A 13,929-nucleotide genomic window follows, 5' to 3' on the forward strand; every position below is an offset into this window, starting at 1 on the left:
TCAGTCCGGCGATCTCGGCTTGCTGCTGACTGATTGTTGCTGCAGCGATTCGAGGTGATCACCCGCGTCGCTGTGCTGTGCGGTCAATGCGGCGATGGTTTCGAGATGTTGCGCGTTCTCTTCGGCGAGTTGCTGCTGAGTATCGATCAGCCCGGCGATCTCGGCTTCCTTCTGGCTGATTTGTTGCTGTAGCGAGTCGAAGCGATCACCCGCGTCGCTGTGTTTCGCCGTCAGGGTTGTGATGGTTTCGGTCTGTTGTTGATTTTCTGCGGCCAGTTGTTGATGTTGGTCCATCAAGTCGGCCAGTTCGCTCGTTTTGTCGCTCAGTTCCCGTTGCAGCGTCGCGATGCGATCGTTCGATTCCTTTTTCTCGGCGGTCAGCGCGGCAAGGGTTTCCGCTTGCTGGCGATAGTCTTCGGCTAATTCATCATGTCTCGCCGTCAACGTGGTGATTTCCGTTTCTTTGTCGTTCAGCTGTTGCTGTACCGATTCGTAGCGGTTGCCTGAATCGCTATGCTGAGTGGTGAGTTGGTCGATCGTTTCGGCTTGGGCGTCATTCTGTTTGACCAGTTGATCATAGGCCATTTTTCGTTCGGCCAAGGCCACCGCTGTTTCCGCGAGTTCCGCTCGCAGTGGCAAGAGGGATTCGATTTCCTCACTCATTTGGTCCAGCCGCGTTTGTTTGTCCTTGATTTCTTCGTCAAGTTGGCCGAGACGTTCTTGTTGCGATTGGATTTGCTCGCCTGCTGCGTTTTGCTGCGTGGTGAGGTCCGCGATCTCCGCATCACGTTGTTGGATCTCCGCAACCCGAGCGAGTAATTCCTGTTCGAGATGCTGGTTCGACTCGCTGGCCTGCTGGTAATCTGCTCGTGCGGACTCGAGTTGCTGACGCAAATCCGTCACGGTTTGATCGGTGGTCTCTGCGATTTCGCTTTGTCGTTGGAGCAGTTCGGCACGCAATTGGACCAGCTCGTCATTGAGCTGCGTGTTGGTTTCGTTTAGATCATGGATCTGTTGTTCGCGTGCTTTGTTTTCTTGAAGCGTTTGCTGGAATTCTGCGTCGAGCGTCGAGCTGGTTTGCAGCACTTCTTGCAGCTGCGAAACGAGTAATTCGTTGCGACTGACCTCTTCGTTTAGACGTGTGGTTGCTTCTTCGCGTGCGGCCACCGCTTCGCTGGATTCACCGCGAGTGGTGTCCAGTAGCGTTTGCAGTTCGGCATTGCGAGCCGCCAAGTTGTCGTGTTCGGAAGATCGGCTATCGAGCTCGCTCGCTTTGGCGTTCAGCTGCGATTGAAGTTCAGCGACATGCTGTTTGTGCTGGCGCACTACCTCGCGTGATTTCAAATAGCGGTCTTCAGTTTCACGTAGACGTTTGCGCTCCGAAGCATTATCGCGATACCACAACAGGTGTCCCACCAGGAGGCCGGCGATCAGGAACGCAAGCATGGAGAAAGCAGCCGGTAGTCCAAACAACTCGGTCATCTTCGATTCCAAATGGAATAGCACACACAAAGTCAACCATCATGGTTGACGGCCGAACGCGGTGACGAGTTATCACATGCGAACGTCCAGCTCGTTTGGCTTTATCAGGAAGCCAGCCCCCCTGTCGACCTTGATTTCCGAGATTTTTCCCCGAGCAGGCGGTTCCGGATCCGCGAGCGGTCTCGGATGTGCAGAGCCGGACGCCATTCGTATGCGTAGATGAGATTGTCCGTAAACAGCGGACGATCAGACGTGGCGAATGAAATCGGCGGCAAAGCTGCGAATCTCGCTGCCATTGAGCACGTGGACCATCCGTAATTGCTGGACCTGTTCGTCGCTAAAGGAGTTCAGCGGGACATGCACCAACCGTTTGTGATGCCGTCGCGCCAGTCGCTGCCAACCCGATCCAGGTGGTAGCGGTGATAGCAAAGCAATCTCGCGTCCGCGTGAATGCAGGCAAGCCGCCGCAATCAGACGTTCTTCGAGTGTTTCGGCGTAGTCGATTCGCGGGTCGACCCAGACGTCGGGAATGACGACCGGTGGATACAAGAACAGAGCACCACCATAGATGCTAAGTCCGATTCCTGGGCCGACCATCTCGTCTTGGTAATTGCTTGCAAATAATGCAAGCGTTGATTCCTCGTTGTGTTCGGCAAACCAAGTGGTGCGCCACGGGTACTTTCGTGGATCGGCGGGCGAATCGAATAGCATCACACATGCATCGAGCACACCGCGACTCGGCGGCACAACTTTGACATAGATTTGTCGTTCGTACCAATGACGCAGTGTGTCACGAATGTCGATGCCGTCTTTGACGCTGGTGGTAAATTTCTCGGTCTTAGCGAGATCGTTGCCGATGATTGCTTGTGCACGGTCGAACACGCGGGTGCGAAAATTCTCAATGCGAGCGTCTTCGGGCGGATAGCTGCAATGGCTGTAGGGATTCCATTTGTATTTCCAGCGTTCCTTCTCGTACGTGGTCGCACGGCGTTGCAATTGAATGGTTTGCCACATCAACGGCGGACCCGGCAATCGGCTGACCAGCGAATGGGTTTCTCCATCAGGCAAGCGGGCCTGGTCAATCCCCAACGTGACTTCGGGCAGGGGTGCGTCTTCGCTTTGCGGTGGGGAGGGTTCCCGGTTGCCGTGTTGATAGGTGTTGGCCAGTTCGGCGACGTGCAAGGCGAACTGGTCGCCGAGGATCTGTTTTGCGGCCGTCACAATCGTGACCAAATCGGGCGTCATCCGGCGATGGATCAACGACAGATTGCGGATGTATTGCAAACACTTCGATAGCAGCAGCGGGGTCACTCGGCGAGCACGATTGCCGAGTTCTTTGCGATAACTATCGCGCGCCGCGATCAACAATTCTTTGACGCCATCGATTTGAATATTGTCATCGTTTTCCAGTTCCGATCTCGCCCGTTCGTACAACCCGGTGATAAAGGGCAGCTCGCCATACAGGAACATCAGCGTCCGGTCCTTGACGGCAAAACGTTCGGCTGGTTGCACGACATCATGTTCGGGCAAACTGATTTTGGCCGACATCTCGTTGCGCGAACTTTGCTGTGTCGATGGAGCTAATTGATTGTACGCTTCGCGAATCCATGGCCAATGCAGCACGCTGCAGACAAACAGCGTTCGTTCGTGACGGGTCTCGAGATCGCGAAGCCGCATCGCCATGTGCACGATCCGGCTGCGGGTTTGGTGGTCCGGTGGACGAGTGATGCTGGGCAGCAATGCGGCGGCAAAAATTTCGGGTGCCACATGCCGCACCGCAAAGGGGTCCGGCATCACAGTGGAATAGGGACGAAACGGGTCGGTTTCCAGGTCCACGTAGGCTCGTGGCAGGTGCTCGCCCATTGCCGCGCGGATTGCCATGATCACGGGCTGGCAAGGATCAATCGGCACATAACTGGTCGGCGGCGTTTCAGGATCCTCGTCCTCGGGATCCGAAGCATCCGAATCCTCTTCGTTCCAGGGGCCTTGAGCCCATTCGGAGCGAAATTCGCTGGCCGCAAAATTCGGTTTCGGAGGCTGCAGGACTATCGATGCACGAGGCAGATCGAGAACGCCTGCTTCGACAGGCTCGCGGAACGATTCCGGTAGCGGCACCGCCAAACAATCGAACGAATACTCCAAAAACCAACGGCGAACCGTCAGGGCAAATTGGCCGCTGCCGTGGATAATCGGCAGGACAGCGAGCCGTGGGCTGATCCTCAGCAACGCTGGAACGTCGTTCGCTTCAGAAAAATTCAAGGAAAGTGCTCTTTTCTAACGAACCAAAATGAACTAAATTCGTACCCACGTCGAAACAATCGGGTTTATTCAGGTGAGACGCCTTTTGGAGCAATTGCTCTGGCTACTGATTATTCTTCTCACTTCGCCGATTTGCTGTTCCATTTTTTTCGACCATCGTCATTCTCAAAAACGCAGTTCCAATTGGAACTGCGTTTTTTTTGTTTGCAACTGGCTCCATTTGCAACTGGCCTGTCTTGCAACTGGCCTGAGCGTTGGGGGTAGGTGCCGTCTGTTTAGGCTGTCGCTAATTTTGACGGCCTGGAAAGGCCGTTGTCCTTTCTCAGTAAATCATTCGGGCTAGACGGTCGCTTCGCTGGCCGTGGCCAACACGTCGGTCGTCTGCTCTTGGCACAGGTATTTTTTAGCCGCATCCGCGACCGCTTGCTCGTCCACTTTCCCAAATCGTTCCAGCAAATCGTCGGTGCTGGCGTATTCTTCGCAGATCAACCAGCGACTGCCGACGCTGGAGAGCCGGTTGCTTGGCCGTTCGCTTTGCATAATACAGGCTGCGGTGGCCTTGTTCACGGATTGTTTTAGTTCTTCGGGAGTGACGCCTTGCTCGGCAGTGCGGCGAAGGACATCGGCCATCCATTTGCGGTTGCCCTGCATCTCACCTGGTTCACAAACCAAGTAGGCGAACCATGCCCCGCAATCGGTAAACTCTTGCGGCCACACCGTCGCGGCTTCAGCCCGACCGGTATCGATCAAGTCCCAGAACAGCCGGCTGCCTCCTTCGTCACCGACGATTGACGCCAGGATGCGAGCGGCGTAGCGATCCTCGTTGGTCATACTTGGGCCGGGACTCATTTGCACGAAATAAGCTTGGGCGGCATCTTCGATATCGAGTTCCGCGTCCAACGAAATTCCAGCGGGCAACGTTTGCGGATCGTCTGTCTGCGGTTCCGGCGTGCACGGGCGGTCGGCCCAATGGCGGGTTTGATGTTCGACAGCATCCACCAGTGCATCAAAGTCGACATTGCCCGTCGCGGCCAACACGATGTTTTCGCCCCGGTAACGGCGATTGAAATAGTCACGCATCGTCTCGACACGCATTGTTTCGATCGATTCGGCGGTACCGAGCACACGGCGTCCGAGTCCACGGGGGCCAAAGTGACGCTCCATCGCGCGTTCAAAGGCGCCAAACGGTGGTTGGTCTTCGTACTTGGCGATCTCCTCTAAAATCACTTGTCGCTCGGTTTCAAATTCGCCTGGATCCAGTGACGGGCTGAGCATATCGGTCAGCAGTTCGATAATCCGATCTTGAAATTTCGGCAGCACCGTGGCGTAGTAAACCGTCTGTTCTTCGGTCGTGTAGGCATTGCTTTGCCCACCGAGTTCGTCGAGTTCGCGATTCACATCAGCAGCCGACCGCTTCTGTGTTCCTTTGAACATCATGTGTTCTAGGAAATGGCTTAACCCCGATTCGATATCCGTTTCATTGCGAGATCCTGCGCGAACAAAGTAACCCATTGCCGCAGAATAACAGCGGTTGTCAATCTCTGCGGCAATGCGGAGTCCGTTGGCAAGCGTGTGGTGTCGGAACTGCGCCATCTTGAAATTAAGCTTTGGGAATGCGGTGGAAAGGAGCGGATCGCGGCGACCAGCAATGATTAGCGGCGGCCTGTCATGATTGAGGTGCAGAAAGCTTTTTGGGACCGAGCGTTACGATTCGGTAGTTGCCCGGCGGATGGTCCAACCAATAGGATTTGACCTCGGCAAGCGTCAGCGACTCGATGATCTGTTCCAATTCGGATGTGCTTAGCACGCGGCCGAGTTGGAAGTAGTCCGAAGCGATCGACGATGCTCGCGACGCGCTCGATTCTTGTTCCATGATCAAGTTGCTTTGGATGCGGACTTTCCATCGTTCGAGTTCATCATTGCGGAGGTCTTCGGTGAACTTTTTAAATTCGCCGAGCGTGACATCCAAGGTTTGCTGGGCTCGTTCCGGTGTCGTTCCGGCATAGCCAAACACCGCCCCCAATTGCTCAAGCGAATGGCAGCCAGCGGTGATTGTGTAGCAGAGTCCGCGTTGTTCTCGGACGCGATCAAACAAACGGCTACTCATTCCGTCGCTGAGGATCCCGATCGCCGCGCGAAGTTTGAAGTAGTCGTCGTGTCCAAAGGGGATTCCGTCAAACGAAAATCCGATATGCGTTTGACTCGACGGAGAATCGATATGCTCTTGCCCGGCGGCGCCTTCAAATTTCGCTGCCGCCGCGATTTCGCCCGACTTCCAGTCGCCAAAATTCTGTTTCGCCCATCCGACGACTTGGTCGATATCCAAATTGCCTGCCACCGCCAAGATCGCACCGCCGGCGTGATAATGTGACGTATAGAATTCGCGAATATGGTCTGGCGTAATCTTGGCCAAACTGGTTTGCGTGCCGTGATTGTTGCGGCCGAGTCGTTTTCCGTATTGCATTTCACGCAACCGAATCATCACTCGCTGAGTCGGTTCGTCTTCGATCGCTCGCAATTCTTGCATCGCCATTAACTTGGCATCATCAAGCTGATCGGCGGGCAGGTGCGGACGCCGCACGATGTCGGCATACAGCTCAAGAGCGGCCTGCAGCGAATCGGCGGGCATCGATCCGCCGTACGACACGGCGGAGGTCGAAACGCCCGAGGAACGATCCATCCCAAGATTGTCTTGGATCGCGACTAGGTCACGGCTGCTATGGTTTCCCGCACCACGTTGGACCATCTCGCAAACCATTGACGCGAGTCCGGCATCGTCATCGGCTTCGGCGTTGACGCCGCCTCGCAACGATAACGAAAACGCTGCGGTTCGCAGCCATGGCATGGATTGGACAAGAATCGCCATCCCATTGTCAAGTTTTTCAATGTGGATGGAATCGGTCGAGGAAGGCAGCGTATTCAGGGCAATCCCTTCAAAGTGAGTTTCGGACATTTAGGTTCGGGACTAGCTTCGGGCGAGATCGATCGAAACAACATCGACCGTTTGTACTCGACCAATCAACGTGTGAACAAGTGCGTCATCGATTGCGATCTTCATGAATTGGCCTGCTTGACGACGATTGCCGTCAAAAACCACGATGCGGTCACACGGCGTGCGGCCGACCATTTGGACGACGTTTGCATCGGGATCCGCCTTCGCTGCCTTCTTGCTGGGGCCTTCGACCAATACTTCGACGACGCTGCCCACCAATTTCTTGTTGTCTTCCTTCGCGATCGCATCTTGGACCGCCAACAACTCGTTGTTACGGCGTACTTTGACGTCGTGGGGAACATCGTCTTCGAGTCGTTTGGACGCCTGGGTTCCCGGTCGCACGCTGTACTGGAAGATGAAGCTATTCTTGAACCGGCAACGCTCGATCAAAGCGACCGATTTTTGAAAGTCTTCTTCGGTTTCGCCACAGAATCCTACGATGAAATCGCTGCTGACGGCGGCCTCAGGCAGAATCCGTTCGATACGCTCGAACATCTCCATGTAGTCGGCGATCGTGTAGCCACGTTTCATACGCTTCAGCACGGCGTCCGAACCGCTCTGCGCGGGGACGTGTAGGTAAGGCGAACATTTGGGCAAATCACGCACCGTCGTCAATAACCGCTCGGTCATGTCTTTGGGATAGTTTGTCACAAATTTGATGCGATCGATCCCGTCGACTTCGTGCAGTGCTTCGAGTAGCGAAGACATATCGGTGGTGCTGTCACCGTCGCGATAGCGGTAACTATTGACCGTTTGCCCCAGCAGCGTGATCTCGCGACATCCCTGTTCGGCTAGCGTGCGTGCTTCGGACAAAATTTGTGCCGGCGGTCGTCCTTGTTCGGGCCCCCGCGTGTTGGGCACGACACAGTAGGTGCAAAACTTGTCGCAGCCAATCTGGATTCGCAAATAAGCTTGAAACGGAGTCGGCCGCATTGTGGGATCGCGGAGCGGGTCAAAAGTTTCGTGACTCCGCGCGATCGTCGCTTGCGATCCCTCGGTCCGCGATAGAGAAACGGCCAACTGGCGGCCTTCGCCACGACCGATTCGCTGCAATAACTCAGGAATTGTGTGCAATTGACCGGGGCCAACCACCATGTCGACGTAGGGTGCACGCTTGAAGATCGTCTCCTGATCCTTTTGCGCCATGCATCCCATCACCCCAATCATTTTACTGGGGTCGCTTTCTTTGGCCGCACGGATTTTGCCCAACGCACTATAGATCTTGTCCTCGGCGTGCTCGCGAACACTGCACGTGTTATACAGCACACAATCGGCGTCCGTGGGCGAATCCACGACGGTGTAACCGTGTCGCTTCAAGTCGGCGATGACCATCTCGCTGTCAAGCACGTTCATTTGACAGCCAACGGTGTGGATAAAAACTTTGCTCATGTCTTCTTTTTTGATTTCTCTTTTTCGGTTGTGCTGCCGGCGTTTTGACTACGCTGCACAAAGGATCGCAGGGCGTCGGTCAGCCGAGAGCGTCGACGGTGGAGCCCCGAAAATAATAGCATTGCCGCGATTAACGAAAACACGAGCCACAACAGAGTGGGTGGCGATATGCTTATCTGGCTCATTTCTGCGAACATGCCATTAAGATACCCGCATGTCCATCCCATGCGGTAGGCATCTTCGCCGGTCCGGTGCCCCTTGCGATGCCGAATTTGCCGGTTTCGCACCGAAAATCAGGGGGGATGGCACCCAAACTCGACGCGGGCGAACATTCCGAGCCAGAATTCCGCTGCGACGTGGACCCGTGGCAAGACCGCAGGTCGATCGCCTTTCCGCAGGGTGGATCAAGGATCAGACGGTCCTGAAACACCGTCGTCCAAGAATTCACCGGGGCGCAGCGAAATTGCCATCGACTTTGGCAACCATTGGGGGATGCTCAAGTAGTGGGATTCGCCAGAATTCCCATGTTTGCTGTTGAAACACCAGGAACTCTGGCGAGTCCCACTACGAAAGTAGATGGCATTGGGCGCAGCGAGAGAGGCCGGGAATTGCGGCCGGGAATTAGCGACCGACCAGGCCTTTTGTGGCGGGCGTGATGATTTGGCCCGACAGCGGCATCCAGTCGCTCTGCTCGGGATTCGCCCCATTTGCAATTTCGATGTAGCCCTGGCGGTCGAAATAGAATCGCTGCGGCTTGACGTCCTCGGTCAACTTGATCGTCACACGAAATGTGTTTTTCACGCGTTTGACGGGTTCGAGAACCGCGGTTAATCCCTGGGGAGCGATGTCCGCTACGATCGCTTCGCTCACCTCGGTTTCCGTGCGAAAACGGACGAAAAACGACCATTCCTTTGAATCGCCCACTTCGACGGTACCCAAATCCAGTCCTTCCGCATCAAGGTCGGGGCCGTGAAAGACTAACGGATTGCCGATCGTCCCTTGGACTGGCAAATCGATCCACTCGGTTTGCGTCGTCTTGGTATCGAGGACACATATTCGAATGTTCTCTTGGAACGCCCCCATGCGTTTTGTGGGTGAGCGGTATTTCACTTTGACCTTGTAACCACAGCGTCCCTGCCACGCGCGCAGATCGAGCGGTTCGAGAGGTTCGGTCGTAACCTCGATCGCTCCGCTGGATGTCTCTGTTTCCAGGATCACAAAGTCATCAAAAAGTTGGCTGTACAGGACGCACGACGCTTCGATCGGTTTGTCGGCGCTGCCCTTGAGATGGATCAGCGTGTCGGAGTTGACGGCCCATGCGGATCGCACCTTGCCTCGGACGGTCAATTCGATGGTTGGTTTCGAGGGTCGTTGGTTTCGATGAAGGCGACCTGCTCGTATTGGTCGCTGACATCCTCGCCAACGTTCCAGATCAACGTGACCGGGCGAGATTCGCCGGCAGGCACGATGCGGTCTTCGATCTTGGCAACGGTGCATTTGCAGCTGCTGCCTGCGGCGGTCAGCAACAGTTCGTCTTGCCCATCGTTGTAAATGACAAAGTCATGCTTGGCTCCGCTGGTTCCAGGGTCGAGCAAGCCAAAATCGAATTCCGTTTGCGTGATTTTTGCGACTGGGCTCTTGCTCTTCTCTGCTTTGGCAATGGCCTTTGCCTCGCTGCTAAGCTTGGCGAGGATCGCGTCATACTCGGCTCGGCGATGATCGGGTACGCCGTACGGTTTGTACTTTGTGACCGCACCAATCGCGACGGCAAGACCAAACACGGTCACAAGTGCCAAGCAGCCAACTACGATGCGAAGGCCTGTCGAGCGGAGTGAAAACATGAAGAAGTTCCGTAGTCAAAATCAAGTGTGTTCATGAAAGAACGAGGGTGAGGTCTGGCGATTCACCATCACTCACCCCCGTTGTGTTTGAATTGACCCAACGTGGTTCGGTCAATTTCGTTTCAGAAGCAACCGAATTAGTTGCTTTCGAAGGTGCCCTTCAGGGTCGCGGCATCGATGAACAGGCCGTTGAACATTTCGTTCGGCAGCAACTCCACTTCGCTGTCGGCGTAGCCGCTGACTTGCGAATTGGTTGCAATTCCGTTGGCGAATTGGAAGCCAGGGTTCAGGTAACCGTCGCCGTTGCGACCGTCGTAGAACTGTTTGACCGAACCGTCCGCCATCAAGATGTTCGCGATGCCACCGTGAACGGCCATCCAGTCACGCGTGTCTTGAAGGTAAAGGTTGTTGCCACCTTTTCCGGTAGGACCCTTGTTGGTTGTGCCGGTGACGGTGCTGTCGAAATCAAAGCAAGCAGCGATGGTTGCATTTCCCTTTTCGCACGCCATTTGACCTGCGATTGGCAGCGAGCTGTCGCCCGCAGCGTCTTGTTTGGCCAACGAGATCGAATCCGACGAGTTGACGTAGGCGGGACCGTCGTTGAATGCTTCGGTCAATAGCATGCCTTGAGGCAACAATTCTTCGCCATTGCTGTCGGTGATCGATACGATCAAAACCGCTTCGTCGATGTCGCCAGGGCCCGCATCGCCGAGTAGCGCGATGCTCGACGCTGGAATGCGGCTGCCGTCGATGATCGACAATTGGATCGGACCGTAAGTTCCTTCGCGTTGTTTGAAGTCGGTTTGGTTTGCCGAGCGAGTGCTCAGTACGACGTTCGATCCGGTTCCCGAAGTCAGCGGAGCGTTACGAACCAAGTGATAGCCGGCCGCGTAGTTGGTGTTGTAGCCTTTTTCGAGGAACTGAGTTCCAATGTGTGCGGCACGTTCAGCGGATCCTGCGGCCAAAGCAGGACTTGCGCCAAAGATCTCGCGGCAAGCACCTTTGTTCAGACGAGCTGCGGAGGTTCCTTTGCCGTTGGTAGAGTTGCTGCCGAGCAAGTCATTGAGTTTTTCGGAGCCTTTGCCACCGTTGCTTGGGCAAAGCATGTCCGATGGAAGTGCGGCACCCGAATTGACAAGGTCAGCGACCCAGCCGTAGGTGTCCATGCATCCGTCGCGATTGTAGTCGCTTGCACCGGTGCACAAGCGGCCAATTTGATCGCGTTCAGCGTAGGTCAGCAATCCAATGCCAAATTGGCGAAGGTTGTTCGAGCAGGTGCTGCGGCGAGCCGCTTCACGTGCTTTGGCAAGCGCCGGAAGTGCCAATGCGGCGAGAATCGCGATGATCGAAATGACAACCAGCATTTCGATGAGAGTAAAGCCTTTTTTCGACATTTTCATTTGTAAAGTTCCTTGTTTACTCTGGACCCGCTTCGCTGAAGCAGCCCAGAATGGGAATAGTAGGTGGAGTGTTGTGGCGTGATCGCCAGCTTCCTGTGAAAGGGAGGTTGCTGTTTTGGTTGTCACGAACCAAAGTGTTTGCGATCGGGCGCCACGCGCTCCGCTCTTTAGTTACTGCTAAAAAAATGCACTGTGTTTGTTTGGTGGAATTTGTCACCACCAAGCCGCCGGGTGCGCCGGTATTGCGTTTCCGCTTGCCCCCCCTCCTTCGTTAATGAAACTGAGTCTCGGTAAGTAAAACGGATTAGTTCTCGCTGCCTTTGGAGTTCAGCGAATAGTAGCTGGATAGCATGATCTCGGGTGCTTCGACGTCGCTGCTGGTCCAGTAGTCAGGATGTTGTGTAAAGCCGTTGTTGATGTAGCCGTCGCCGTTCTTGTCCTGGATTGCACGAATCGATCCGTCGGCCATCAAGACATAGGCAACGCCAAGGTGCAGCGGAGCCATGCCGCGATAATCTTGTCGTGTCTTATGGTTCCATACCCGCAACCATCCGGAAACGCCTTCACGCGGGGTGCCCGATGGCAGACTGGGGACCTCAAGCAAATTCCAATCGGAACCGTTGCTGATGGCCACCGGTTGCCCGACCATCGAGGTGGCGTAAAGGACACTCTCAGGCATCGTTTCGCCCACTCCGATTTCTAAAAATCCGATGGCGGCTGCATCACACAGTAGCGGGATCGTGCTGGCCGGTGCCTTGCCCGAATCGACGCGGTTGGTAGATAGCGGGCCGCGTGTCTTGTAGCGGCCGCGAGTGTCATTCATCAACTGCTTGAATTCGCTGCTCGCTGAAGCGATTGCGGCACTGCAGCCGGTTTCGCTCGCCGTCGGGTTTCCGTTGTCGTCAAACGTAAATTCGGTGCGAAACAGAAACCAAGTGCCCGCGTAGTTGGTGTTGTATCCCTTTTGAATCAAACGACGATCCACCAAGTTCGCCCGGCCAGCGAGATCATTTACTGAGTTTTCGTCAATCTCGCGAGCGATGTTTATCACCCGATCGCCCATCGCGTCTTCGAATGGCTCGCTGCCAAGACGGCGATCATCGAGGCAGTCGACACAGGGGCTGCAGCCTGAGTATTTCGACAGATTGATTACGTCAATGTCCATCGACAACAGTTGCTGGATCGCCGTCGACGCCAATGCCGGATTGCTTGGGCACCGCATCTCACCGACCAACACGCCACGGTTCACCAGGTCAGCGACCCAGCCAAACTCGGTAGGAACGCCATCGCGTTCATAGTTAAAATCGCCCGAGCAAAATGTGGAATCCGACGCGGTGACGGTGCGCGAGGTCATACCGACCCCGAATTGTTTCAAGTTGCTTTGGCACTGAGTTCCCCGCGCGGCTGCTCGCGCTCGATTGATCGCGGGCAACATCAGAGTCGCGAGCACTCCGATAATCGAAATCACCACCAACATTTCGACCAGCGTGAACGCGCCGGACGCTCGCTTTGTCAAGGTTGAGGTATTCGATTGGTGGTGACGCGGCATGGTGTTACTCAAGCGTTTGGTTAGAGGAAAACGATGAAGCTCAGACATTCCTGCGTTGTCAAAGTCACATCAGGTGAAAGCAAGGTGATGTCATTGATGGGATTGCTGTAAAATTCAAAAACTTGCTTGCCATCGGCTGTGTTTGGCTGTCTGTCGTGGCAACCGTCTGCGGCCTTAAAACAGCGACCCAACACAGCATCAAGCGAATCTTTTGAACTAACATTGCGGAGCATTAAAAGCCGTCCGATGCTGCTTGGAAATGGCAATCTGATTTACTCACAATCCCTTCATCTGGTCTTAACGGGGCGGTGGGGGGGACAACCACGGGGCAGTTTGATGTTTCATTCAGCTGTGGGGCTCCTGCGGTCTTTGTTGACGGCCCAAGGGCAGTTGGATCTCCGTAGGAAAAACTTGCTTCGATAAGTTTCGTGTTTCCGAAGGCGTCGGGCGGGGTCTGTGCGTTAACGGACACTTCATAATTTGATGCCACGATTTTCTCGCAAATCAGACGGATATTTTGGATGCGTGACAGCAACTTTGAGTATTTTCCAGCAGACGAGTCCCATGCTCGGCTTCGTAAACGACAACTTGATCGACTGAATGCATTGTTGATGGTGGCTCAGCAGCGTCCGTTTTACAGCGAACGGCTGTGCGGGCTGAAATTGCCACTGACGTCGCTTGATCAACTGCAGCAAATTCCGCTGTTGACCAAGGCGGATTTGATTCCCGATTCGCAAACCAAGCCGGCGGGGATGTTCGATCTGCCGATTTCGCATTACACCCGCATGCATCAAACCAGCGGGACTCAGGGGTGGCCGCTGCCGGTGCTCGATACGCAAGACGATTGGCAGTGGTGGATCCGCTGTTGGAATTACGTGTTGGACGTCGCGGAGGTGACCGAGAATGACATTGCCATGATGGCGTTTTCATTTGGTCCCTTCATTGGATTTTGGACCGCCAACGACGCGATGATCGATCGCGGTGCCACTTGTGTCCCGCTGGGCGGCATGTCCAGCG

The 13,929-nt window shown here is 55.0% G+C and carries 10 protein-coding genes; 1 reads left to right on the forward strand and 9 read right to left on the reverse strand.

What is annotated here, in order from left to right; all coding sequences use genetic code 11:
* The 9 genes from RMSM_RS03035 to RMSM_RS03075 all read right to left on the reverse strand — a co-directional run bounded on the left by RMSM_RS03035 (position 1) and on the right by RMSM_RS03075 (position 12,912).
* Positions 1-1,482: a coiled-coil domain-containing protein gene (locus RMSM_RS03035; protein WP_040763838.1), complete on the reverse strand. Its 1,482-nt coding sequence runs from the start codon at positions 1,480-1,482 to the stop codon at positions 1-3.
* Between the two features lie 246 nt (positions 1,483-1,728).
* Complete coding sequence (locus RMSM_RS03040) at positions 1,729-3,741, reverse strand: hypothetical protein (RefSeq protein WP_008691394.1); 2,013 nt, start codon at positions 3,739-3,741, stop codon at positions 1,729-1,731.
* A gap of 339 nt (positions 3,742-4,080) precedes the next feature.
* Positions 4,081-5,334 (reverse strand): M16 family metallopeptidase, encoded by a 1,254-nt coding sequence (locus RMSM_RS03045; protein WP_008691395.1) that lies wholly within the window; start codon positions 5,332-5,334, stop codon positions 4,081-4,083.
* Between the two features lie 73 nt (positions 5,335-5,407).
* Entirely contained in the window at positions 5,408-6,694 is a 1,287-nt protein-coding gene (locus tag RMSM_RS03050; RefSeq protein ID WP_008691397.1) for a M16 family metallopeptidase, read from the reverse strand.
* Between the two features lie 12 nt (positions 6,695-6,706).
* Entirely contained in the window at positions 6,707-8,122 is a 1,416-nt protein-coding gene (gene miaB, locus RMSM_RS03055; protein WP_008691398.1) for a tRNA (N6-isopentenyl adenosine(37)-C2)-methylthiotransferase MiaB, read from the reverse strand.
* Between the two features lie 621 nt (positions 8,123-8,743).
* Positions 8,744-9,451 (reverse strand): hypothetical protein, encoded by a 708-nt coding sequence (locus tag RMSM_RS03060; protein WP_008691402.1) that lies wholly within the window; start codon positions 9,449-9,451, stop codon positions 8,744-8,746.
* 14 nt (positions 9,452-9,465) lie between these two features.
* On the reverse strand, positions 9,466-9,963 hold the full coding sequence (locus RMSM_RS03065) for a DUF1573 domain-containing protein (protein ID WP_040763842.1): 498 nt from the start codon (positions 9,961-9,963) through the stop codon (positions 9,466-9,468).
* Between the two features lie 137 nt (positions 9,964-10,100).
* Positions 10,101-11,363: a DUF1559 family PulG-like putative transporter gene (locus RMSM_RS03070; protein WP_008691406.1), complete on the reverse strand. Its 1,263-nt coding sequence runs from the start codon at positions 11,361-11,363 to the stop codon at positions 10,101-10,103.
* A 304-nt stretch (positions 11,364-11,667) separates the two neighbouring features.
* Positions 11,668-12,912, reverse strand: coding sequence for a type II secretion system protein (locus tag RMSM_RS03075; RefSeq protein ID WP_008691408.1), 1,245 nt, complete (start codon positions 12,910-12,912; stop codon positions 11,668-11,670).
* Positions 12,913-13,433: 521 nt separating this feature from the next.
* On the opposite strand from RMSM_RS03075, the gene RMSM_RS03085 reads away from it, so the two are divergent.
* The coding region (locus RMSM_RS03085; protein WP_144057336.1) for an acyl-CoA synthetase family protein at positions 13,434-13,929 on the forward strand (496 nt) is incomplete at its 3' end.

This window comes from Rhodopirellula maiorica SM1 (assembly GCF_000346295.1).
Classification (GTDB): Bacteria; Planctomycetota; Planctomycetia; order Pirellulales; family Pirellulaceae; genus Novipirellula; species Novipirellula maiorica.